We start from the raw sequence: 20,963 nt of genomic DNA on the forward strand, positions 1-20,963 counted from the left end.
TCTCAGCCTTGTGCAGCCCGCCGTTTGTGCCGTCCACGGATCGCCTGCAACGGCGGGTACAGCCATTTCTTGAAGAAACGCTGCAGCCGCGGCATGAGAATCCACGTGACAATGGCCGTCACGGCCAGGCAGAGGAACAAGGTGCGGATGAGAGGGTTGAAGTCACCGAGATAAGGAAGCACAACCAAATTGAATATGAGTACGGGAGGGAAGACCGCGCTCATATTCACGAACCATAACTTCCACTTCGGTGGCGGACGTGGCGCCGCCGCGGTCGCGGAAGGGTTTTCGGTCAGGGACTCGAACCATGCCTTCGAGCCCTGCACGGTCCGTCGGCCCGTCTCACGGGCCAGCATCTCGCCACGGGCCTGCCACTCTGCCCGCTCGACCGAGTTGTCCCAGGCCAGGGCCGAACCTTCACTGGTGAAGCGGTAGACCACATGCCACTCCGCCTCTCCGTCGACGAGTACGCCACCACCGAGAAAGCCCGGTTCCTGCGCGGTCGCACGCAGCACACCCCACCCCCAGGAGTGGAACTCGGCCTCGCGGCCCGGTACCACTCGATACGCGACGGTGACGGTAACGGGATTCCTGGTCACGCCTCTGAATACGGAAAGGGAAGACTTGATGTTCAACTCTCAACGGAGTTTTTGCGCGCAGCCGGGAAAGCAGCTCTTTGTCACCCTTCTGCCCGCCTTGACAGCTTTTGTCGCACAGTACTTCGGGTAACACTTACGAATTCCTGAAACCGCTTGCCCAGTTCTCCGAGAAGGAGCCACCATCGGTCTCGGGTTCACCGTTCACCGGCGACGTGAAGAGCCGAACACCGAGCCGGGAAATCCGGTTCTGAAAGAGCAAGAAGGAGACCCATGTCGAGGTACGACTGGAGCATGACCCACGAGGGAATCGACCGGACGCGCGCCGATATCGAACCGGCCCGAAAAGAAGTGACCGTCCATCCGATTTACCAGCGGATAAGCACCCGCAAGGACATGGCGACCTTCATGGAGCACCACGTCTTCGCGGTGTGGGACTTCATGTCGCTGCTGAAGTCCCTGCAGCGGGAGCTGACGTGTGTGGACGTCCCCTGGGTCCCGCGCGGCTCGCAGGTGAGCCGGCGGCTCATCAACGACATCGTGCTGGTGGAGGAGAGCGACGAGCTGGACGGCGGCTTCACCAGCCACTTCGAGCTCTACCGGGGCGGCATGGCCGAAGCCGGGGCGGACACCTCACGCCTCGACACGTTCCTCGCGCTGCTCGGGGAGGGCCATGACGTGCAGGCGGCGCTACGGGCGGCCCAAGTACCCGGCCCCGCGGCCGAGTTCGTCAGCACGACGTTCGGGATCATCCTCGACAGGCCCCTCCACTGCCGGGCGGCCGCCTTCGCCTTCTCCCGGGAGGACCTCATCCCGGACATGTTCGACCAGGTGATCAAGAAGGAGGGCTCCGACCGGTTCCCGGTCTTCTGCGACTACCTTGCCCGGCACATCGAGGTGGACGGCGAGGAGCACACACCCATGGCGATGGCCATGGTGGCCGACCTCTGCGGCGGCGACGACACCCGCTGGAAGGAGGCCGCCGAAACGGCGACCCTAGCCCTGGAGGCCAGGTCCCACCTCTGGGACGCGATCACGCAGGCCATGGAGAACACGGCCGCCTAGATCCGTCCGACGGCTCCCCAGGCCGCCCCAAAGGGGCGCGGGGAACTGCGCGACCAGCCACAACCAACCCGCGGACGACACACAGCCCGCCCCGCGGAGCGCTCAACGCACCCGCAGACAACAACGCACAACACACCCGGCTGAGCCCCGCTCACCGCACCCGCGGCGCCGCCGTACTGTCCCGCACCACAAGCCGCGTAGGCACAAGCGTCGTCCCGTGCTCCGCCGCATCGTGGCGCATCTGCCGCAGCACGCCCTCGACACAGCGCCGCCCCACCTCGGCGAAGTCCTGGTGGACGGTGGTCAGGGGAGGCAGGAAGGACCCCGCCTCGGGGATGTCGTCGAAGCCGATGACGCTGACGTCGTCGGGCACGTACCGGCCCTGCTCGTGCAGGGCCCGCAGCAGGCCCAGCGCCATCTGGTCGTTGGCCGCGAACACCGCCGTGCAGTCCTGATGCGCGGCGAGTTCGAGGCCGGCCCGGTAGCCGGACTCGGCCGACCAGTCGCCGCGCACCAGCGGCGGCGCCGTGCAGCCCGCCTCGGCGAGTTCGGCACGCCAGGCGTCGGCGCGGCGCTGGGCCGCGAAGGACTCCTCGGGACCGGCCAGGTGCCAGACCGTGCGGTGGCCGAGGTCGAGCAGATAGCGCACCGCGGCACGGGTCCCGCCGGCCTGGTCGGTGTCGACGACGGTGTAGCGGTCACCGGCGTCCGAGTCGGCCACGACGACCTGGATGTGGGGCGGCAGGGTGAGGGCCACCGCGTCGAGCAGGTGCACCTCCAGGATGACGATGACGGCGTCGACGGCCAGTTCCCCCAGCCGGGAGAACGCGCCGCGCACCTCGTCCTGCGTGGGAACGGCGACCGGCAGCAGCGTGACCGCGTATCCCTCGTGCGCCGCCGAGGTGGCGATCGCCTCCAGCGTGCGCACGTTGCCCGTGGTGGAGAGGCCGAAGGTGATGACGCCGATGGTGCGGAACTCGCCGCGCTTGAGCGCCCGGGCGGCGCTGTTGGGCCGGTAGCCCAGTTCGCGCATGGCAGCCAGCACCTGCTGCCGGGTCTCCTCGTTCACACCCGCGTAACCGTTCGAGACTCGCGAGACGGTCTGCGAGGAGACGCCCGCCAGTCGGGCGACATCCGCCATGGACGCGCTCTGCGTCCGGCGGGAAGCCCGTTTTCCGGCCCGTGCCGGCGCCTTCGGCCTGCTCACCGAGGCGTTGTCCGCTGTGTCCACCCGTCTCCCTCGCTGTCCGAGCCGCAGTTTCCTCAAATGACCCTTGACCACCGTCAACGGGGCAGTGTAGACATGCCGCCATCAGATGTTTACGTAAACATAACAGGCCACGACTCGCTTCGGGACTGGATGTTTACGCAAACATCAGCGGCGCGCGACGCCGGGTTCGCGAGAGGGACGAGCGAGGAACGACATGACGACGCTACAACCGCCGGCGGCAGCCAAGCGGCGCCCGGACCGGCCTCCGGCGAAACGGGACCGCCGCTCCTGGACGGGGTGGGGATTCATCGGTCCCTTCGTGGCCGTGTTCGCCCTCGTCTTCCTGGCCCCGATCGTGTACTCGATCTACCTCAGCCTGTTCCGGGACCAGTTGATCGGTGGCACCACCTTCGTCGGCCTGGACAACTACACACAGGCCCTGAAGGACGAGCAGTTCTGGGACTCGCTCGCACGGGTCTCGCTCTTCCTGGCCGTACAGGTTCCGATCATGCTCGGCATCGCCCTGCTGATCGCCCTCGCGCTGGACAGCGGACGCCTGTACGGCAAGGACTTCTTCCGCATCGTGATCTTCCTGCCGTACGCCGTGCCCGCCGTGGTCGCCACCCTGATGTGGGGCTTCATGTACGGCACGAAGTACGGACTGGTGGGCGACATCAACTCGGCCTTCGATGTCACCCTGCCCGACCCCCTCTCGTCCGACCTGATCCTGGCGTCGATCGGCAACATCGTCACCTGGGAGTTCATCGGCTACAACATGCTGATCTTCTACTCCGCGCTACGGGTCATCCCGAACTCGCTGTACGAGGCCGCGGAGATCGACGGCGCCGGGCAGTTCCGGATCATCGGCGCCATCAAGCTCCCCGCGATCCGTGGCGCCCTGGTCATCGCGACGATCTTCTCGATCATCGGCAGCTTCCAGCTCTTCAACGAGCCGGCCATCCTGCGGCCGATCGCGCGCAACGCCATCACGACGGACTTCACCCCGAACTTCTACACGTACTCGCTGTCCTTCAACGGCCAGCAGCACAACTACTCCGCGGCGGTCGCCATCATCATGGGCCTGATCACCATGGTCATCGCCTACGTCGTGCAGCTCCGCGGCATGCGCAAGGGAGCGTGAACATGAGCAGCTCCGTCACCACCTCCCAGCCCGCACCCGCCCAGAACTCCGGCGGATCCAAGGGCGCGCCCCGTCTGCGCACGCGCCGGGCGCACGTCCCCGGGCGCCCCAAGCGCAGCGTGCTGCTGACCGTCCTCACCGGCCTGGTCCTGCTCTACACCGTGGTGCCCCTGGTGTGGCTGGTGATCAGCGCCACCAAGACCCAGGAAGGACTCGGCGACTCGTCCGGGCTGTGGTTCAGCAACGACTTCGCCCTCTGGGACAACATCAGCGAGACGTTCACGTACCACGACGGCATCTTCGTCCGCTGGCTGCTGAACACCCTGTTGTACGTGGTGCTCGGTGCCGGCGGCGCAACCCTCCTGGCGATCCTGGGCGGTTACGCGCTGGCGAAGTTCAGGTTCCCCGGGAAGCGCGCCGTATTCGCCGTGGTCATCGGTGCCGTCGCCGTTCCCGGTACCGCGCTGGCGGTGCCCACCTTCCTGATGTTCAGCAAGATGGGGCTCACCGACACCCCGTGGGCGGTGATCATCCCCTCGCTGGTCTCGCCGTTCGGCCTGTATCTGATGTGGGTCTTCGCCACCGAGGCGATCCCGGGCGAACTGATGGAGGCCGCCCGGATCGACGGAGCGGGCGAGATCCGCACCTTCTTCCAGGTGGCCCTGCCGCTGCTCGCCCCCGGCACCGTGACCGTTCTGCTGTTCACCACGGTCGCCACCTGGAACAACTACTTCCTGCCGCTGATCATGCTCAAGGACCCGGACTGGTACCCGCTGACCCTGGGCCTGGACGCCTGGAACAACCAGGCGCAGACGATCGGCGGTGACGTGATCTTCAACCTGGTGATCACGGGTTCGCTGCTCACCATCATCCCCTTGATCGCCGCGTTCCTGCTGCTGCAGAGGTTCTGGCAGTCCGGGCTCGCCGCCGGAAGCGTCAAGGAGTGACCCCGCCCGCAAGGCCCTCTCGGTCCCGTCTCTTTCACCTTCAGCTCCTCACCCTCACCCTGTCCCACCCACGAAGAAGTGGAAGCACCTCCATGCGCAGAACCACACGCCGCCTGATGCGCGGCCTCGCCGTCCTCTCCGTCCTCGCCCTGGGCGCGACCGCCTGCGGCGGCTCCGACGACGACAGCTCCGGCCAGAAGCCGGTCTCCGCCGACGACATCCAGGCGGCCCTCAAGAAGGGCGGCTCGGTCACGGTCTGGGCTTGGGAGCCCACGCTGAAGTCGGTCGCCGCCGACTTCCAGAAGAAGTACCCCAAGGTCAAGATCAACCTCGTCGGCGAGCGCTCCGGCGACAAGCACTACACGGCCCTGTCGAACGCCATCTCGGCCAAGAAGGGCGTCCCCGACGTCGCACAGGTCGAGTACTTCGCGCTGAGCCAGTACGCCCTCACCAAGGGCCTCAGCGACCTGGCCCCCTTCCGCGCGGACAAGCTCAAGTCCAAGTACACCCCCGGCCCGTGGAACGCCGTGAGCGAGGGTGACAAGGTCTACGGCCTGCCGATGGACTCCGGCCCGATGGCGCTGTTCTACAACAAGAAGGTCTTCGACAAGTACAAGGTTGCGGTCCCGACCACCTGGGACGAGTACGTCGAGGCCGCCCGCAAGCTGCACAAGGCCGACCCCAAGGTCTACATCGCCAACGACGCCGGTGACGCGGGCTTCACCACCAGCATGCTGTGGCAGGCCGGTTCGCGTCCCTACAAGGTCGACGGCACCAAGGTGTCGATCAACTTCGACGACGCGGGCGCCAAGAAGTACACGGACACCTGGCAGCAGCTGATCGACGAGAAGCTCGTCTCGCCCATCAACGGCTGGACCGACGACTGGTACAAGGGCCTGGGCGACGGCACCATCGCCACCCTGACCACCGGCGCCTGGATGCCCGCCAACTTCGTGACCGGTGTGCCGAACGCCGCCGGTGACTGGCGCGCGGCGCCGATGCCGGCCTGGACCAAGGGCGACAAGGCGACCGCGGAGAACGGCGGCAGCTCCCTCGCCCTGCCCGAGCTGGGCAAGAACAAGGAACTCGCCTACGCCTTCGTCGAGTACGCGAACTCCGGTGACGGTGTCGCGACCCGCATCAAGGAGGGCGCCTTCCCGGCGACCACCGCGGAACTCCAGGACAGCGCGTTCCGGAACAAGGAGTTCGAGTACTTCGGCGGCCAGAAGGCCAACGAGATCTTCGCCGAGTCGGCGGCCAACGTCGCCTCCGACTGGTCGTACCTGCCCTTCCAGCAGTACGCCAACTCGATCTTCAACGACACCGTCGGCAAGGCCTACGTCGGCAGCACCAAGCTCTCCGCCGGCCTGAAGTCCTGGCAGGACGCCTCCATCAAGTACGGCAAGGAACAGGGCTTCACCGTCGACTAGTTCGGCACACGACCCCATGCCGCCCCCTTGTGCCACACCGGAAGGACCACGATGATCTCCACCCTCCTGTCCCAGCTGAACGGGCCGGACGGTGACTCCACCCCACGTCTCGCGTACGGCGCCGACTACAACCCCGAGCAGTGGCCTCGCGAGGTGTGGGAGGAGGACGTACGGCTGATGCGTGAGGCCGGCGTCAACCTGGTCTCCGTGGGGATCTTCTCCTGGGCCCGCATCCAGCCGGCCCAGGACCAGTGGGACTTCGGCTGGCTCGACGAGATCATGGGCCTGCTGCACGCGAACGGCATCGGGGTCGACCTCGCCACCGCCACCGCGTCCCCGCCGCCCTGGCTCACCACGGCGCACCCGGAGATCCTTCCGGTGACCGCCTCCGGTGAGACGGTGTGGCCGGGGGCGCGGCAGCACTGGCGGCCCACCTCGCCCGTCTTCCGCGAGCACGCGCTGCGCCTGGTGCGGACGATGGCCGAGCGGTACGCGGACCATCCCGCGCTGGTGGCCTGGCACATATCCAACGAGCTTGGCTGCCACAACATCCACGACTACTCGGACGACGCGGCCCGTGCCTTCCGCGACTGGCTGCGCGACCGGTACACCACCCTCGACGCCCTCAACCACGCCTGGGGCACGGCCTTCTGGTCGCAGCGTTACAGCGACTGGGAGCAGATCCTGCCGCCCCGGCTGGCCGCCTCCCACCCGAACCCCACGCAGCAGCTGGACTTCAAGCGCTTCTCCTCCGACGCGCTGAAGGAGTACCTGCGAGCGGAGCGGGACGTGCTGCGGGAGATCACGCCGGACGTGCCGGTCACCACGAACTTCATGGTGATGGGCAACACCAAGGGCATGAACTACCCGGACTGGGCGGGCGAGATCGACTTCGTCTCCAACGACCACTACGTCCACCCGGGCCCGCAGGACCGCGACGAGCTGTCCTTCTCCGCGAACCTCACCAGCGGTATCGCGAGCGGCCGCCCGTGGTTCCTGATGGAGCACTCCACCAGCGCCGTCAACTGGCAGCCCGTCAACGTGGCCAAGCGGCCCGGCGATCTGGCCCGCGACTCGCTGCTGCACGTCGCGCACGGCGCCGACGCCGTGTGCTACTTCCAGTGGCGCCAGTCCGCGGCCGGCGCCGAGAAGTACCACTCCGCGATGGTGCCGCACGCCGGTGCCGACAGCGAGGTCTTCCGCGCGGTCACCGCTCTTGGCCGGACGCTCAAGGCCCTGGCCCCGGTCGCGGGCACCGAGCGCGAGCCCGCTCGGGTCGGGATCGTCTACGACTGGGAGTCGTGGTGGGCGAGCGAGCAGGACTCCCACCCGACCGCCCTGCTCGACTACCGCCAGGAGGCGCTGGACTGGTACTCCGCGCTCCTCGCCCTCGGCGTCCGGGCGGACGTCGTCACCACCACGGCCGACCTCGACCGGTACGACGTGCTGATCGCACCCGTGCTGCACGTGATCCCGGCGCCGCTGGCCAAGGAGCTGACGCGGTACGCCGAGACCGGCGGCCACCTGGTCACCACGTACTTCTCCGGTGTCGTCGACGAGAACGACCACGTCTGGCTCGGCGGCCACCCGGGAGCGCTGCGCGACCTCCTCGGCATCCGTATCGAGGAGTTCGGGCCGCTGCTCGACGGTGACAGCGTCGACCTGGACGGCGCCGGCCCGGGCACCCTGTGGACCGACCGGATCACCGTCACCGACCCGACGGTGGAGGTGCTGGCCCACTACCGCACCGGGACGTACGCGGGCATGCCCGCGGTCACCCGCCGTGCGGCGGGGCAGGGCTCGGCCTCGTACGTCTCCACCCGGCTCGGCGTCGACGGGCTCGCCGGTCTACTGCCGGAGCTGCTCGGCCCGGCGGGCGTCCGCAGTGAACTGCCCGCCGACGCACGGGGATCGGTCGAGCAGACCGTACGCCGCGGGCCCGACGGCCGCTTCCTGTTCCTGGTCAACCGGACCGACGAAACCGTGCCACTGACCGGTCTCGCCGGAGAGGTCCTGGTCGGCGACACGGACACCGAGGGCAGCCTCGTCCTCGGGCCGAGGGACGTCGCCGTGGTGCGACAGCCCGCCGGCTGACCCACTCCCCCGCACCACCGCCGACTCCTCGAACGGCACCGCACTCGTTCGAGGGCCATCCCTCCTGCCCGACGGGCCGGAGGTCAACCGCAGCTACCACCACCGCAGTTGGGAGCACAGATGGCACGCCGCACCCGCAACAGACGGCTCCTCGGAGCCGCCGGTCTCACCGCACTGGCCACCGGGGCCGCCCTGGTCTCCGCCCCGTCGTCCACCGCACAGGTCACGGCCGCGGACACCGCCGCCGTCACCGTGCGGCCCGACCCCTCGTACGAGCAGGAGAAGTTCGAGGGCTGGGGCACCAGTCTGGTCTGGTTCGCCAACGCCACCGGGGACTATCCCAAGGAGATACGCGAGAAGCTCGCCAAGCTGCTTTTCGGTGACGACGGCCTGGCGCTGAACATCGCCCGCTACAACATCGGCGGTGGCAACGCCCCGGACGTCGAGGACTATCTGCGCGCCGGAGGTGCGGTCGAGGGCTGGTGGAAGGCCCCGGCCGGCACCACCCGCGAGGACACCGACTGGTGGAGCGCCGACGACCCGGCGGACTGGAACAAGGACGCCGACGCCACCCAGCGCTGGTGGGTCGACCGCATCAAGAAGGACATCGACCACTGGGAGACGTTCAGCAACTCCCCGCCGTGGTTCATGACGAAGAGCGGCTATGTGTCCGGCGGGTTCAACGCCACCGAGGACCAGCTCAAGACCGAGTCGGTCGACGACTTCGCCGCCTACATGGCGGGCGCGACCAAGCGTCTCGAGAAGGCCGAGGGCATCAAGGTCGACACGATCGACCCGTTCAACGAGCCCAACACCGGCTACTGGAGCACCCGTCTGGGCGCCGACGGCAAGCCGGTCGGCGGCCGTCAGGAAGGGGCGCACATCGGCCCCGAACTCCAGCAGAAGGTCATCAAGGCCCTGGCTCCGGCGCTGAAGAAGGCGAGGACCAAGGCAGAGATCTCCGCGATGGACGAGACCAATTCGTCCATCTTCTCGCAGAACTGGAACACCTACCCGCAGGAAGTGCGGGACCTCGTCGGCCAGATGAACGTCCACACCTACGGCACCGGCCAGCGGACCACCGTACGGGACCTGGCGAAGGCGGCCGACAAGCCGCTGTGGCAGAGCGAGGTCGAGGGCGACTGGGGCGACGGCCAGAGCTTCACGGACATGCGGCCGGGGCTCGGCCTCGCCCAGCGCATCGTGGACGACCTGCGTGAACTGGAGCCGAAGGCCTGGGTGTTCTGGCAGCCCGTCGAGGACTACGACAACATGAAGCCAGGCGGCGAGTCGGCCAAGGGCGGCAACTGGGGCAGCATCCAGCTCCCGTTCAGCTGCACCTCGACGGACACCCTCGAGTCCTGCCCGATCTACACGAACACGAAGTTCGACACGGCCCGCAATTTCACGCACTACATCAAACCCGGTGACCGGCTGATCAAGACCGACGACACCTCCAGCGCCGCCGCCGTCTCCAAGAAGGGCAACGGCGCGACGGTCGTCCACGTCAACAGCACCACCGAGACCCGCGCGGTCACCGTCGACCTGTCGAAGTTCGGCAAGGTCAGCCGTAGCGCCACCGTCACCCCGGTCGTGACCAGCGCCGACGGCAAGCTCGAACGCCACAGGGCCGTCAAGGTCAGTGACCGCAAGGCCACCTTCACGGTGCCCGCGCAGTCCGTGACCTCGTTCGTCGTCAAGGGCGTCTCGGGTGTCGCGAAGGACGCGGCCGAGCTGCGCAAGGGCCACTCCTACGAGCTGACCGGCGTCCAGAGCGGCAAGGCACTCACCGTCGCCGACAACGGTACGGGCCTCGTCATCAGGACCTCCGCGGGAGACGCGGCGGGCCAGGAGTGGAAGCTGCGGCAGATCTCCGGCGACACCGGCAACCGGCAGCGGTACGTCTTCACCAACCCGGTGGAGGACAAGCGTCTGGCGGTCCGTGACGGCGCCCCGGTCCTGGAGGCCGACTCCGGTCCGCGCGACAAGGCCACCCAGTGGATCATGTCGACGACCGGCGACGGAACCTGGACCCTCGTCAACGCGGCCACCGGACGGCTTCTGGAGGTCGGCGGCCAGGCCACCAACGACGGTGCCGCCGTCACGCTGTGGACACCCAACTCCGGCGCCAACCAGCGCTGGAGGGTCACGGACGTGACCGACTAGGACCCGGCCACCGCCCGGGGGCAGGCGCCCGGCCGCACCCTCTGTCGCACAGCCTGTCGCACACCTCTGTGCCCGCCGTCGCGCACGGCGGGCACAGAGGTGCGTTCACGGACGTTCCTCCTTTGACCACTCCGTCGAGGGCGGCCTCATGGTGTGATGCCCGATGAAGAGGCCCATCTCTGATCAAGATGTTTGAAGAAGCCGAACCACGCCCCGGGAGAGCCAGTGGATCTGCGGCAGATGGAGGTCGTCATCGCGGTGGCCGAGGAGGGCGGTTTCACCGCGGCGGCGCAGCGGCTGCACGTCGTCCAGTCCGCCGTGTCGAGCACGGTCCGCGCGCTGGAACGCGAGCTGGGGACACCGCTGTTCGACCGCACCACGCACCGGGTCTCCCTGACCCCGGCAGGTGAGGCCTTCGTACCGGCCGCGCGGGCGGCGTTACGGGCCGCGGACCAGGCACGGGCTGCCGTCGATGTCGTACAGGGGCAGCTGCGGGGGCGGATCACGGTGGGCACGATGCAGGGGGTCTGGGCCGACCTGCACCGCCCGCTGGCCGCCCTGCGGGCCGAACATCCGGGCGTGGTGGTGCGGCTGCGGCAGGCGGCCGTCGTCGACATCCGCCAGGCACTGCGCGAGGGCACGGTGGATCTGGCCGTGGTCGCCCTCGACCGACAGCAACAACGGGGCCTGGTCACGCGGCTGCTGTCCCGCGAGGAGATGGTGCTCGTGAGCGCTCCGGGGCGGACGTTCCCCGTGACGGACGGGAAGGTCGCGCTCGCCGACGCCGCCCGGCTGCCGCTGGTGGACTTCACTCCTGGCTGGGCGATCCGGCTCGCCGTGGACAAGGCGTTCCGGGCGGCCTCCGTCGACCGCGAGCCGACCTTCGAGGTCAACGACATCGTCGCGGCCTCCGAACTCGTCCGCAACGACCTGGGTGTCTGCGTCATGCCCGTCTCGATCGCCGACCGGTTCCCCGATCTGACGACACACCGTTTCGACCGTCACGCGCCGAACTGGAAGGTCATGGTCGTCCGGCCCCGCGGCGAGGCGCCCCCGGCGGTCGCCGCGCTCCTGCGGCACATGACCTGACGGAAGCCGGACCGTGCCATGGCTTGACCGGCCCCGGTCGCTCACCGCTCCGAGCCTCATCTCCATCAGAGATGACTGACATCTCGAACCATCGCCGCGATGAGGGAAGCACAGAGGTGCGCCCGAACGCTGACGGAACCATGAACGTCCTCCAGAGCTCGCGCGACGACCACACCTCGGGCCGGTCCACCGGCACGGCCGCACTCGGTGTGCCGGGATGGCTGGTCGTGCTCCTGGCCGCCGCCTCCGGCATGACGGTCGCCAACCTGTACTACGCCCAGCCCCTGTTGTTCTCGCTGCGCGACGTCTTCCACGTCGGCGAGACGGCCGCCGGCGGGCTGATCACCCTCACCCAGGTCGGCTACGTCCTGGGCATGCTGCTGCTCGTCCCGCTCGGCGACCGGCTGGAGAAGCGCCAGCTGATCACCGTCCTGCTGGCGGTCACCACGCTCGCCCTCCTCGCCGCCGGTCTCGCGACGAGCTTCCCCATGCTGCTGATCGCCTCCCTGATCAGCGGCGGCACGTCGGTCGTCGCCCAGATCCTCGTGCCGTTCGCCGCGAGTCTCGCCCCGGACCACACCCGCGGCAGGATCGTGGGCCGGGTGATGAGCGGTCTGCTCACCGGCATCCTGCTGTCCCGCACCCTCAGCAGCCTGGTCTCCGACGTGGCCGGCTGGCGCGTCGTCTATCTGGGCTCCGCCGTCCTGATGGCACTGCTGGCGCTGGCCCTGCGCGCCGCCCTGCCCCGCCAGGCCGCGACCACGGCGATCCCGTACACCCAGGTGCTGCGTTCCACGGTCCGACTGGTGCGCGTCCACCCGGCGTTGCTGCGCCGCGGGCTCTACCAGGCGGCGATGTTCGGTGCGTTCAGTGCGTTCTGGACCACCGTCTCGTACGTCCTGACGGGCCCGCGTTTCCACTACTCCCCCGTCGGCGTCGGTGTGTTCGCCCTCGTCGGAGCGGCCGGAGCTGCCGTGGCTCCCTTCGCGGGCCGTTGGGCCGATCGCAAGCTGGTGCGCCCGATGACCGGGGCAGGGCTCGTCGCCGCTGCCGTCGCCTTCGCCGTTGCCGGGTTCGGCCAGGGACACATCCTCCTGCTGGCGCTGGCCGCCGTGCTGCTCGACATGGCCGTGCAGACCACGCTGATCCTCGGTCAGCACACCGTCTACCAGCTCGACGCGAACGCGCGGGCTCGGCTGAACAGTGCCTTCATCGCCCTCTTCTTCGTCGGCGGCGCCCTCGGTTCGCAGTTCGGCTCGCTCGCCTTCCACGCCGGCGGCTGGACGGCGGTGTCTCTCCTCGGCACCGCGCTCCCCGTCCTGGCCCTCCTCTACTGGGCCACGGAGTTCCGCGACCGGACAGGGGTGGCCGAAAACGCCTGAGCTGAACATCCGTTCCCTACGATGACCCGGTGACCAGTGACATCGCGGCGCAGGTGGGCGCCGACACCGACGCCCACCCGAAGACGGATCCTCCTCCCTGGGCGAGGCGGCTGCGCCGGTTCGGCTACGAGGGGCGCCCTCGGACCGACACCCGCGACCTTCTGGTCCCGCCCTTCCCGGAGCCCGGCACGCGCGTCGGCGAGGCTCTGGGTCTCAGCCCGGCGCTGACCCACCGCGTCATAAAGGCGATGGGCTGGGTCGGTCCGGTCCTCGTCGCGGTCCTCGCCGGAGCGATCCGCTTCTGGAACCTGGGCCGGCCGCGGTCCGTCGCCTTCGACGAGACGTACTACGCCAAGGACGCCTGGGCGTTGCTGAAGCTCGGCTACGAGGGGACGTGGCCGGACCGCAAGATCGCCGACCCGCAGATCCTGGCGGACCCTCAGGTGATCCCGCTGTCCGACACCGGGACCTTCGTGGCGCACCCGCCGATGGGCAAGTGGGCGATCGCCCTCGGTGAGTGGATGTTCGGCCTCAACCCCTTCGGCTGGCGTTTCATGACGGCGGTGCTCGGCACGTTGTCGGTACTGATGCTGTGCCGAATAGGCCGTCGGCTGTTCCGTTCGACGGCACTGGGCTGTCTGGCCGGACTGCTGCTGGCGGTCGACGGCCTGCACTTCGTGATGAGCCGCATCGCTCTGCTCGACCTCGTCGTCATGTTCTTCGTCCTGGCCGCGTTCGGATGCCTGCTGATCGACCGGGACCGGGCACGGGCCCGTCTCGCGGAAGCCCTGCCGGTGGACGCGGTCGGCTTCGCGGGTCCGCATCAACACACCGGCGAGCACGCGGGGATGGGCGTACGGCCCTGGCGGATCGCGGCCGGCGCGCTGCTGGGCCTGGCGGCCTCGAGCAAGTGGAACGGCCTCTACGTCCTGGCGTTCTTCATGGTCATGACCGTGCTGTGGGACGTCGCCTCCCGCCGTGTCGCGGGCGCGCGCCGCCCGTATCTGTCGGTGCTGCGCAAGGATCTCGGCTGGTCCGTGCTCTCCCTCGCACCGGTCGCTCTGGTCACGTATCTGATGACCTGGACCGGCTGGTTCCTCTCCGACGAGGGCTACGGACGGCACTGGGCGGACGGCCGGGGCGGCCCGTGGTCGTGGATCCCCGCCCCACTGCGCAGCCTGTGGCACTACGAGCACGCGGTCTACGAGTTCAACGTGGCGCTGGACTCCTGGCACCGCTACGAGTCCAGCCCGTGGAGCTGGCTGGTCCTCGGACGGCCGGTGGCGTACTCGTACGAGACCGACTTCGCACAGGACGGCTGCCGTACCGCGTCCGGCTGCTCCCAGGCGGTCCTCGCGCTGGGCACACCGCTGCTGTGGTGGTCGGCGTGCTTCGCGCTGCTCTATCTGCTCTACCGGTGGGCGCTGCGCCGCGACTGGCGCGCGGGCGCCGTCCTGTGCGCGGTGGGTGCCGGCTATCTGCCCTGGTTCCTGTACCAGGACCGTACGGTCTTCTCCTTCTACGCGGTCGTCTTCGTGCCGTATCTGTGCCTGGCCGTCGCGATGCTGGTGGGCGCGATGCTGGGACCGCAGGGGTCGAGCGAGAGACGCCGGGCCGTGGGAGCGATGAGCGCGGGTGTCCTCGTACTGCTCATCCTCTGGAACTTCATCTACTTCTTCCCTATCTACACGGGGGCGACAATCCCGTATTCCGACTGGCATTCGAGAATGTGGCTCGACACCTGGATCTGAGGGATACGGGACCGTCCTCCGTATGTCACCTTCGGCGGCCCCTGGTCGCCAGGCCACTGCCGACCCCGGCGAGGTGCAGGGCCAGCACGATCAGACCTATCAGCATCACATTGGTCGAGGTGAAGACATCGTTGGTCGAGATCTCCGCGGCGTTGATCAGGAACGCGATGAGGAACAGGACGGCCGCTGCCATGCCGAGCATGGATTCCCCTCTCTGCGGTTTCCGGAGTGGGTTCAGATCCCACTCCCACTCCACGAGTGCCCCGGTCCGGCCGGATCAGGCACCCATGACCCGGGCCGATCGTGGTACTCGCCGAGCACAGCGGAATCCCCGCAGACCACCGCATTCCGGAGTCCCTGCCATCGTCACCGGAACCGGACGAGTAAGCCCTTTGCCGTCGGGAAGCAGCAACGGTGGAAGCAAAGCAAGCGCCACGGCCCCACAGGGAACGGGCTGGGGGAAGTCGTGATGGCGACCGAGCCGCGTTGGGACGACAAACTGCCTTCTGAGGAGACGTACACCCAGACCACCGAATTCGCCGGCGAACCGTCCGATGTGACGGGCTCACGACTCGCCGCGGAGGCGTTCCTCCTTGCGCTCACGCGTACCTCGCCACCGACGGAGCCCGAACGCTGGGACGACATCCTGCTGGTCGTCACGGAGCTGGCGGCCAACGCGGTGCAGTACGCGCCGGGCCCGTTCACGCTGTACCTGCGGCGCACGTTCGACGGTGTGCACGTGACGATGCACGACACCAGCACCACACCACCGGCGCCTCGCCCCTTCCGTCCCGGCCGGAACGACGGGGGCGTGGGATGGCATCTGATCCATACACTGTGCGACCAGGTGAGCGTGGTGCCGACCGAGAAGGGCAAGGACATCCACGTGTTCATGCCGTGGTGAGGTTCCCCTGCGGTCCCCCGGACCGCCGTACGGCTCCTACAACCCCTACGGCACGGTCTGGAGCGGCACCAGGACGCTGATCGTCTTGCCGCCTCCCGGACGCCTTTCGATGGCGATGTCGCGCGCCAGCCGGATGATCAGCGGCCAGCCGTACCCGTTGCCATGATGCGCCGAGGGAAGATCGCCCGAGCCGAAGGCGGCGGCTGGGACGACGTCACTGTTGTCGTGCACGGCCAGCCGCACGCCCTCACGCGTGGACGTCACCTCGACCCCGACCAGCCCGCCTCCGTGCCGGACGGCGTTCGCGGCCAGCTCCGAGACGACCAGCAGGAGATCGATGACAGCGGTCTCCGTCGCCCTGCGGGGCGGGGAGCTCCACTGTTCCAGCACCACGGCGCGGACGTGGGCACGGGCCATCGCCGCGGTGGTGATCGGAACCGCCGTCATCGCCGTCCCACCGGACCCGCGGTCCGGCGACGCGAAGGCAGTCGTGTCGATTCGGTCCATATCCGTCGTGCCCCTGAGATCTGCTTGCTCGATGCCGGGTCCCAGAACGGGTCCGTCCACGTCCGTCTTCCCGCTGAACGCACGACCATGGGTGCGAATCCCCCGACCGTCGTGCCGGGTCAGGGCGTGGTCGCCCGTCGTGGAGGCAGACTCCGGTAGTAGTCGCCGACACCGGCGAGGTACTCGGGGTCCAGCGTCTCGCGATCGGTCTTGAACCGCGGCGCGGCCTTTATCTCCTCCTCGGTGCACGCCACCCTGACCTCCTGGGCCTCGGCGTCGACGGCGGTGACGACGCCCACGGGTATCAGCACGCTGCTGCCGAACAGCCAGACTCCGGTGTCAACGATCAGATGACGCAGACCCGAGTCGTCGGCCTGCCGGTCCACACGCCCGATCGTGCCGTCGGACGCCACCACCGTGAACCCGGTGAGCCGCTGCCCCTCCGTGTGCCCGCTGTCCCCTGCGTACGACCAGATTCTGTCGGTGACCACGCCGCTCCTTCCGCCCCGTGTACGTTCCGTCTCGTGTGAGCCCGGGTGGAGCACGGCGGCCGGACATCCGCCGCCAGTGATGCTCCACGGGCAGCAAATACCCTGCCGACGGACTGGCATTCGCAACGATTTCGCCGAAAGGGTCTTCCCGCGTGCTTTGTGCGCGCGCCACGTACGCGTGCTCTATGCACGCGCCACGTAACTGCGGATCGTCGTGCCGTGCTCATCGGTGTGCACGCGCACCAGATCCGACAGGTGGTGAACGAGGAGGAGGCCTCGGCCGCCGAGCTGGTCGGGGGGTGCCGGGCGGCGGCCCACGAGGGGGTCGGTCAGCCGGCCCGTGTCCTGGACCTGGCAGACGATCTGCTCGCTCTCCGCCCACAGACGCAGCGTTCCCCGGCCGCCGGCGTGCACCACGCTGTTCGTGGTCAACTCCGCCACGACCAGCGCCAGATCCTGGAGGCGGGCGGCTCCTATCCCCCGCTCCCGTGCCTGCTGGAGCGCGAAGTCCCGGGTGACGGGCAGGGCTTCGGCGTCGAACCGGACAGTCGCCGCCCCGGGCGGACACCGCAGCGGTTCGTTGTAGCGGTCGAGCACCTTCACGGGGTCGTAGGCGCCGCTGAGCGACCGTCGGCCCGCCGTAATGAGCACGGGGTGCGTGGCGTGGGCATCGGCGAGTACGTCGTCGGGGAGCGACCGGGCATCGTACGGACAGAGGATGGTCACGTCCCGCCCGCGGAACGCCGCGTTGATCAGGGCCTCGTGCTGGACGCAGGCCGGGTACTCCGTGGTGGTGCGGCCGGACCAGATCGGTTCCCCGATGATGCGCACATGGCCGCCGCGCCGCCCGTCGGCGAAGGCCCGCAGGACCGACGGGATGATGCGGCCGGGGTTCCGGCCGGCCCTGGTCATGTCGACGAAGTGCACGGCGTCGGCCGCTGTTCCCAGCGCCGCCGCGATCAGTTCCAGCCTCGGGACGGGGGCGGCCACGGCGACGGGTTCCGACGCCGCGATTCCCTCCAGGAGGAAGGGCACGGTACCGGCCACGTACTCCTGGTCACCGCGGTAGAAGAGCGCAGGATGGACGAAGGGGGCGTCCTCGGAGGCCGTCGTCGTCATGCCGCCCCACCAGTCGTCGGGGTAGGGGCCGGGAGGTCTGGGCAATCCGCCACCGCCCGGCCCGGGTCGTGTGGGCTCCGGGCGCGAAGCCGGCCGTCGGCCGACTCGGCCGGGGCGGCCCGCCGCCGCAGGACCCCTACACCGACACCGACGTGTCCGTGCTGCCCATCAGGTCCACCGGTGCCACCCCGGGAGGACACAATACGCCGTCGCACTGGCGTTCCATAAACGCGTCCGAGTCGTCGCCGCGCACCCCGCGGGCCGGTGCCACCATTGCGCGACCGGCCCGCGGGGTTCACCTGGTGACTGCCTCTCCGCCGTCACGCACCTCGGCACCGCCCGTACCGGGTGGCCGCTGAGCCATCGGCGCCACGGCCTGCCCGGCGGCCGCGAGATGGCGGCGGGCCCTCTCCAGAGCACACCTCACATCGCGCGTGCCGGTCGACACGCAGAGCGTGTAGGCGCGGTCCTGCGCCCGCCGGTCCGGTTTCGCCACGGCGCCACCCTCGCCCTCGCCCTCGCCCTCGGCGGCGATCAGCGCCTCGTACTCGTCCACGAGCCTGCGCAGGGTCGCGGGATGGGGCATCAGCGTCGGGCTCACTCCTCGACCTCCTCGGATCTCTCGACTTCCTCGGCTTCCTCGGCCTTCCGCGTCACGCGGCCCTGGTGCTTCCGTCGGTGTCGGTCCGCCCGTCGGAATCGGGGCGACCGGCTCGCGGCTGCTGCCCGCCCATCGCCTCGTCCCTGACACGCGCGCAGCTGCGGCTGATGAGACGTGAGACGTGCATCTGGGAGATGCCGAGCACATCGGCGATACGGGTCTGCGTCATGTCCTCGAAGAAACGCATGTACAGGATGGCCCGCTCACGTTCGGGCAGCCGGCGCAGTCCCTCCCGGGCCGCTTCCCGGTCGACGACCAGCTCGTACGAGGAATCGACGTCCCCCAGGGTGTCCGCGAGGCTGTAGTTGTCGTCCGCGGAGGCGAGTTCGGCGTCCAGGGACAGCGTGCTGAAGCTCTCCATCGCCTCCATCCCCGCGCCGACCTCGTCCTCCGTCAGCCCCGTGTGTGCCGCGATCGCGGCCACCGTCGGTTCCGGGGCGCCGGGATTCAGCGTGAGATCCCGACGGGCCAGCCGCACCTTGTTGCGCAGTTCCTGGACCCGGCGGGGCACCCTCAGTGCCCACATCCGGTCCCGGAAGTGCCGCTTCACCTCACCGGTGATGGTGGGCACGGCGTAACTCTCGAACGCCCCGCGGGAGGGGTCGTACCGGTCGACCGCCTTCACCAGTCCCATGGCCGCGACCTGGCGCAGGTCCTCGACCGACTCGCCCCGGTCGCGGAAACGGCCCGCGATCCGGTGGGCCATGGGCAGCCACACGGTCACCAGTTCGTCGCGTACGGCGTCCCGCTCGGGCCCGTCCTCAAGTTCGGCGAGCCGGGCGAACGCGGCCGCGGCGTCGGGGGCGTCGTCGTGCGAATGCCTCGCGTGGGCCGACGGGTGCTTGGCCTGGCCGGACGGCAGGGTGGGCGAGTCCGGCCGGACGGCCGTCTCCGTGCTCACGGGCTTGTCAGGTCGATTTGTAGACAAATCGCTAGGCATACGGATCCGCTCCTGAACATTGGCTTGCGGGGGAATGCCGCAGGAGGAGTGGCGCCCGAGCCGCCCGGAGGCCCCCGGAGCGCAGACGTACTCGCTCCCACGGACGTGCCTCCGGTCCGAAGCACGAAATTCCGCTTGCCCGGGCTTCCCGAGGAAAAACACCGCTTCTCGAAATCGACCACACGGCGTGGCGGCGGGATTCTCGCTCCGTCACGGCCCCGGCCTGGCCTCGTCCTTGGCCGACGCCCGCCCGAAACCTCCTCAAGAGGGGGAACAAAGGGGCGACTTCCGGCCAGATCCTCCAGGCACCTGCCTTCTAGTACCTCGCGGAGGGAGTGGGCGGCCCGAAGCAGGGCATGCGGGCTTTGACACATCAGCGCCGACGAGTGGGGTGGACGGCATGACAGCCGTGACGGCAGGCGAAGCAACGGCCACGGCACAGCGGACGCAGACGGTCGACGAGACGGCACTCCCGCTCATCGACGAACCCTCGCTGATCAAGCCGAAGGACGCTCGCGATCTGTCCCGACAGTTCTTCGACCGCCTGGCCGTGCTGGAGGAAGGCACCCGCGAATACCAGTACGCGCGCAACACCCTGATCGAGATGAACCTGTCCCTCGTCCGGTACGCGGCCTCCCGGTTCCGCGGCCGGGGCGACTCGATGGAGGACATCGTCCAGGTCGGCACCATCGGGCTCATCAAGGCCATCGACCGGTTCGAGCTGACCCGCGAGGTGGAGTTCACCTCCTTCGCCGTCCCCTACATCGTCGGCGAGATCAAGCGGTTCTTCCGCGACACGAGCTGGGCCGTCCATGTGCCGCGCCGACTGCAGGAGGCCCGGGTCGAGCTGGCGAAGGCCACGGAGGAACTGCGGACGCGTCTGGGGCGTACGCCGACGACCGCCGAGTTGTCACAGCTCATGTCGCTGCCCGAGGAAGAGGTCATCGAGGCCCGCAAGGCGGCGAACTGCTACAACTCCTCATCGCTCGACGCGGCCCTCACCTCCGACGGCGACTCGCAGGGCGAGAGCGTCCTGGCCGACTTCATCGGCGAGGACGACCGGGCGCTGGAACTCGTGGACGATCTCCACTCCCTGACCCCCCTCATCGCCGAACTCGACGAGCGGGAGCGCCTCATCATCCATCTGCGGTTCGTCGAGGAGCGGACCCAGGCGGAGATCGGCGAGGTCATCGGCATCTCGCAGATGCACGTGTCGCGGCTGATCAGCCGCATCATCAAGCGGCTGCGCGCCGGCCTGCTCGATCCCTCGGTGGCCTGAAGCACCGTCCCGTCGGCCGCCTGAGCACGCACCGAACCGTCGAGCCCGCCGTCCCGTTCTCGCGAGCGTTCTCACCTCGCGAAAGCAGGGCGGCGGGCTCCGTCGTGCGTGGCTCCGGTGGCGCTTCCCGGGGAAGATCACTCTCCCCGGCACCAATCTGGCTCGACCTTTGTTCACGGCATGACCTACGG

19 protein-coding genes are annotated in these 20,963 nt (G+C 68.8%); 11 read left to right on the forward strand and 8 right to left on the reverse strand.

Annotated features, from left to right (window positions below):
• Nucleotides 1–2: 2 nt before the first annotated feature.
• Nucleotides 3–635: an antibiotic biosynthesis monooxygenase gene (locus ACIBEI_RS22090; protein WP_398891285.1), complete on the reverse strand. Its 633-nt coding sequence runs from the start codon at nucleotides 633–635 to the stop codon at nucleotides 3–5.
• A gap of 234 nt (nucleotides 636–869) precedes the next feature.
• On the opposite strand from ACIBEI_RS22090, the gene ACIBEI_RS22095 reads away from it, so the two are divergent.
• Nucleotides 870–1,661 (forward strand): DUF3050 domain-containing protein, encoded by a 792-nt coding sequence (locus tag ACIBEI_RS22095; RefSeq protein ID WP_398891287.1) that lies wholly within the window; start codon nucleotides 870–872, stop codon nucleotides 1,659–1,661.
• Between the two features lie 151 nt (nucleotides 1,662–1,812).
• On the opposite strand, the gene ACIBEI_RS22100 is transcribed toward ACIBEI_RS22095, so the two are convergent.
• Nucleotides 1,813–2,802: a LacI family DNA-binding transcriptional regulator gene (locus tag ACIBEI_RS22100; RefSeq protein WP_398891289.1), complete on the reverse strand. Its 990-nt coding sequence runs from the start codon at nucleotides 2,800–2,802 to the stop codon at nucleotides 1,813–1,815.
• A gap of 283 nt (nucleotides 2,803–3,085) precedes the next feature.
• On the opposite strand from ACIBEI_RS22100, the gene ACIBEI_RS22105 reads away from it, so the two are divergent.
• From ACIBEI_RS22105 to ACIBEI_RS22140, 8 genes are all read left to right on the forward strand, one after another.
• Nucleotides 3,086–4,012: a carbohydrate ABC transporter permease gene (locus ACIBEI_RS22105; protein ID WP_398891291.1), complete on the forward strand. Its 927-nt coding sequence runs from the start codon at nucleotides 3,086–3,088 to the stop codon at nucleotides 4,010–4,012.
• A 2-nt stretch (nucleotides 4,013–4,014) separates the two neighbouring features.
• Nucleotides 4,015–4,959, forward strand: coding sequence for a carbohydrate ABC transporter permease (locus ACIBEI_RS22110; RefSeq protein ID WP_398891293.1), 945 nt, complete (start codon nucleotides 4,015–4,017; stop codon nucleotides 4,957–4,959).
• Between the two features lie 92 nt (nucleotides 4,960–5,051).
• A complete protein-coding gene (locus ACIBEI_RS22115) occupies nucleotides 5,052–6,389 on the forward strand; it encodes an ABC transporter substrate-binding protein (RefSeq protein ID WP_398891295.1) in 1,338 nt (445 codons plus the stop codon).
• 51 nt (nucleotides 6,390–6,440) lie between these two features.
• Nucleotides 6,441–8,483 (forward strand): beta-galactosidase, encoded by a 2,043-nt coding sequence (locus ACIBEI_RS22120; RefSeq protein WP_398891297.1) that lies wholly within the window; start codon nucleotides 6,441–6,443, stop codon nucleotides 8,481–8,483.
• A gap of 120 nt (nucleotides 8,484–8,603) precedes the next feature.
• Nucleotides 8,604–10,649 carry a glycoside hydrolase gene (locus ACIBEI_RS22125; protein WP_398891300.1) on the forward strand — a complete coding sequence of 682 codons (2,046 nt, stop codon included), beginning with the start codon at nucleotides 8,604–8,606 and terminating at the stop codon, nucleotides 10,647–10,649.
• 225 nt (nucleotides 10,650–10,874) lie between these two features.
• Nucleotides 10,875–11,738, forward strand: coding sequence for a LysR family transcriptional regulator (locus tag ACIBEI_RS22130; protein WP_398891302.1), 864 nt, complete (start codon nucleotides 10,875–10,877; stop codon nucleotides 11,736–11,738).
• A 140-nt stretch (nucleotides 11,739–11,878) separates the two neighbouring features.
• Nucleotides 11,879–13,120: an MFS transporter gene (locus ACIBEI_RS22135; RefSeq protein ID WP_398891304.1), complete on the forward strand. Its 1,242-nt coding sequence runs from the start codon at nucleotides 11,879–11,881 to the stop codon at nucleotides 13,118–13,120.
• 29 nt (nucleotides 13,121–13,149) lie between these two features.
• Complete coding sequence (locus tag ACIBEI_RS22140; RefSeq protein WP_398891306.1) at nucleotides 13,150–14,871, forward strand: dolichyl-phosphate-mannose--protein mannosyltransferase; 1,722 nt, start codon at nucleotides 13,150–13,152, stop codon at nucleotides 14,869–14,871.
• A 25-nt stretch (nucleotides 14,872–14,896) separates the two neighbouring features.
• On the opposite strand, the gene ACIBEI_RS22145 is transcribed toward ACIBEI_RS22140, so the two are convergent.
• Nucleotides 14,897–15,073, reverse strand: coding sequence for a hypothetical protein (locus ACIBEI_RS22145; protein WP_107102281.1), 177 nt, complete (start codon nucleotides 15,071–15,073; stop codon nucleotides 14,897–14,899).
• Between the two features lie 267 nt (nucleotides 15,074–15,340).
• Between ACIBEI_RS22145 and ACIBEI_RS22150 the strand changes: the two genes are divergently transcribed.
• Nucleotides 15,341–15,775 (forward strand): ATP-binding protein, encoded by a 435-nt coding sequence (locus ACIBEI_RS22150; protein ID WP_398891308.1) that lies wholly within the window; start codon nucleotides 15,341–15,343, stop codon nucleotides 15,773–15,775.
• Nucleotides 15,776–15,820: 45 nt separating this feature from the next.
• Here ACIBEI_RS22150 and ACIBEI_RS22155 read toward each other — a convergent pair whose 3' ends face one another.
• The 5 genes from ACIBEI_RS22155 to ACIBEI_RS22175 form a co-directional block, all read right to left on the reverse strand.
• Nucleotides 15,821–16,282, reverse strand: coding sequence for an ATP-binding protein (locus ACIBEI_RS22155; protein WP_398891310.1), 462 nt, complete (start codon nucleotides 16,280–16,282; stop codon nucleotides 15,821–15,823).
• A 119-nt stretch (nucleotides 16,283–16,401) separates the two neighbouring features.
• Nucleotides 16,402–16,773, reverse strand: a complete 372-nt coding sequence (locus tag ACIBEI_RS22160; RefSeq protein WP_398891312.1) for a PRC-barrel domain containing protein — start codon at nucleotides 16,771–16,773, stop codon at nucleotides 16,402–16,404.
• Between the two features lie 183 nt (nucleotides 16,774–16,956).
• On the reverse strand, nucleotides 16,957–17,892 hold the full coding sequence (locus tag ACIBEI_RS22165) for an anti-sigma factor RsbA family regulatory protein (protein WP_398891418.1): 936 nt from the start codon (nucleotides 17,890–17,892) through the stop codon (nucleotides 16,957–16,959).
• Nucleotides 17,893–18,187: 295 nt separating this feature from the next.
• Nucleotides 18,188–18,478: a DUF5133 domain-containing protein gene (locus ACIBEI_RS22170; RefSeq protein WP_398891420.1), complete on the reverse strand. Its 291-nt coding sequence runs from the start codon at nucleotides 18,476–18,478 to the stop codon at nucleotides 18,188–18,190.
• A 67-nt stretch (nucleotides 18,479–18,545) separates the two neighbouring features.
• The gene (locus ACIBEI_RS22175; protein ID WP_398891314.1) at nucleotides 18,546–19,493 is read right to left on the reverse strand and encodes a SigB/SigF/SigG family RNA polymerase sigma factor; all 948 of its coding nucleotides are present in this window, start codon (nucleotides 19,491–19,493) and stop codon (nucleotides 18,546–18,548) included.
• Between the two features lie 400 nt (nucleotides 19,494–19,893).
• On the opposite strand from ACIBEI_RS22175, the gene ACIBEI_RS22180 reads away from it, so the two are divergent.
• Nucleotides 19,894–20,772: an RNA polymerase sigma factor SigF gene (locus ACIBEI_RS22180; RefSeq protein WP_398891316.1), complete on the forward strand. Its 879-nt coding sequence runs from the start codon at nucleotides 19,894–19,896 to the stop codon at nucleotides 20,770–20,772.
• Nucleotides 20,773–20,963: the final 191 nt, after the last annotated feature.

This window comes from Streptomyces sp. NPDC050988, from assembly GCF_044456225.1.
In the GTDB taxonomy this organism is placed as follows: Bacteria; Actinomycetota; Actinomycetes; order Streptomycetales; family Streptomycetaceae; genus Streptomyces.

Bases quoted from the DNA above. Each gene is read 5' to 3' on its own strand.
- ACIBEI_RS22180 (WP_398891316.1), top strand. From the start codon at position 19,894: ATGACAGCCGTGACGGCAGGCGAAGCAACGGCCACGGCACAGCGGACG.
- ACIBEI_RS22165 (WP_398891418.1), bottom strand. From the start codon at position 17,892: ATGACGACGACGGCCTCCGAGGACGCCCCCTTCGTCCATCCTGCGCTC.
- ACIBEI_RS22100 (WP_398891289.1), bottom strand. From the start codon at position 2,802: ATGGCGGATGTCGCCCGACTGGCGGGCGTCTCCTCGCAGACCGTCTCG.
- ACIBEI_RS22115 (WP_398891295.1), top strand. From the start codon at position 5,052: ATGCGCAGAACCACACGCCGCCTGATGCGCGGCCTCGCCGTCCTCTCC.
- ACIBEI_RS22110 (WP_398891293.1), top strand. From the start codon at position 4,015: ATGAGCAGCTCCGTCACCACCTCCCAGCCCGCACCCGCCCAGAACTCC.
- ACIBEI_RS22155 (WP_398891310.1), bottom strand. From the start codon at position 16,282: ATGGACCGAATCGACACGACTGCCTTCGCGTCGCCGGACCGCGGGTCC.
- ACIBEI_RS22095 (WP_398891287.1), top strand. From the start codon at position 870: ATGTCGAGGTACGACTGGAGCATGACCCACGAGGGAATCGACCGGACG.
- ACIBEI_RS22175 (WP_398891314.1), bottom strand. From the start codon at position 19,493: ATGCCTAGCGATTTGTCTACAAATCGACCTGACAAGCCCGTGAGCACG.
- ACIBEI_RS22105 (WP_398891291.1), top strand. From the start codon at position 3,086: ATGACGACGCTACAACCGCCGGCGGCAGCCAAGCGGCGCCCGGACCGG.
- ACIBEI_RS22170 (WP_398891420.1), bottom strand. From the start codon at position 18,478: ATGCCCCATCCCGCGACCCTGCGCAGGCTCGTGGACGAGTACGAGGCG.
- ACIBEI_RS22120 (WP_398891297.1), top strand. From the start codon at position 6,441: ATGATCTCCACCCTCCTGTCCCAGCTGAACGGGCCGGACGGTGACTCC.
- ACIBEI_RS22125 (WP_398891300.1), top strand. From the start codon at position 8,604: ATGGCACGCCGCACCCGCAACAGACGGCTCCTCGGAGCCGCCGGTCTC.
- ACIBEI_RS22145 (WP_107102281.1), bottom strand. From the start codon at position 15,073: ATGCTCGGCATGGCAGCGGCCGTCCTGTTCCTCATCGCGTTCCTGATC.
- ACIBEI_RS22135 (WP_398891304.1), top strand. From the start codon at position 11,879: ATGAACGTCCTCCAGAGCTCGCGCGACGACCACACCTCGGGCCGGTCC.
- ACIBEI_RS22150 (WP_398891308.1), top strand. From the start codon at position 15,341: ATGGCGACCGAGCCGCGTTGGGACGACAAACTGCCTTCTGAGGAGACG.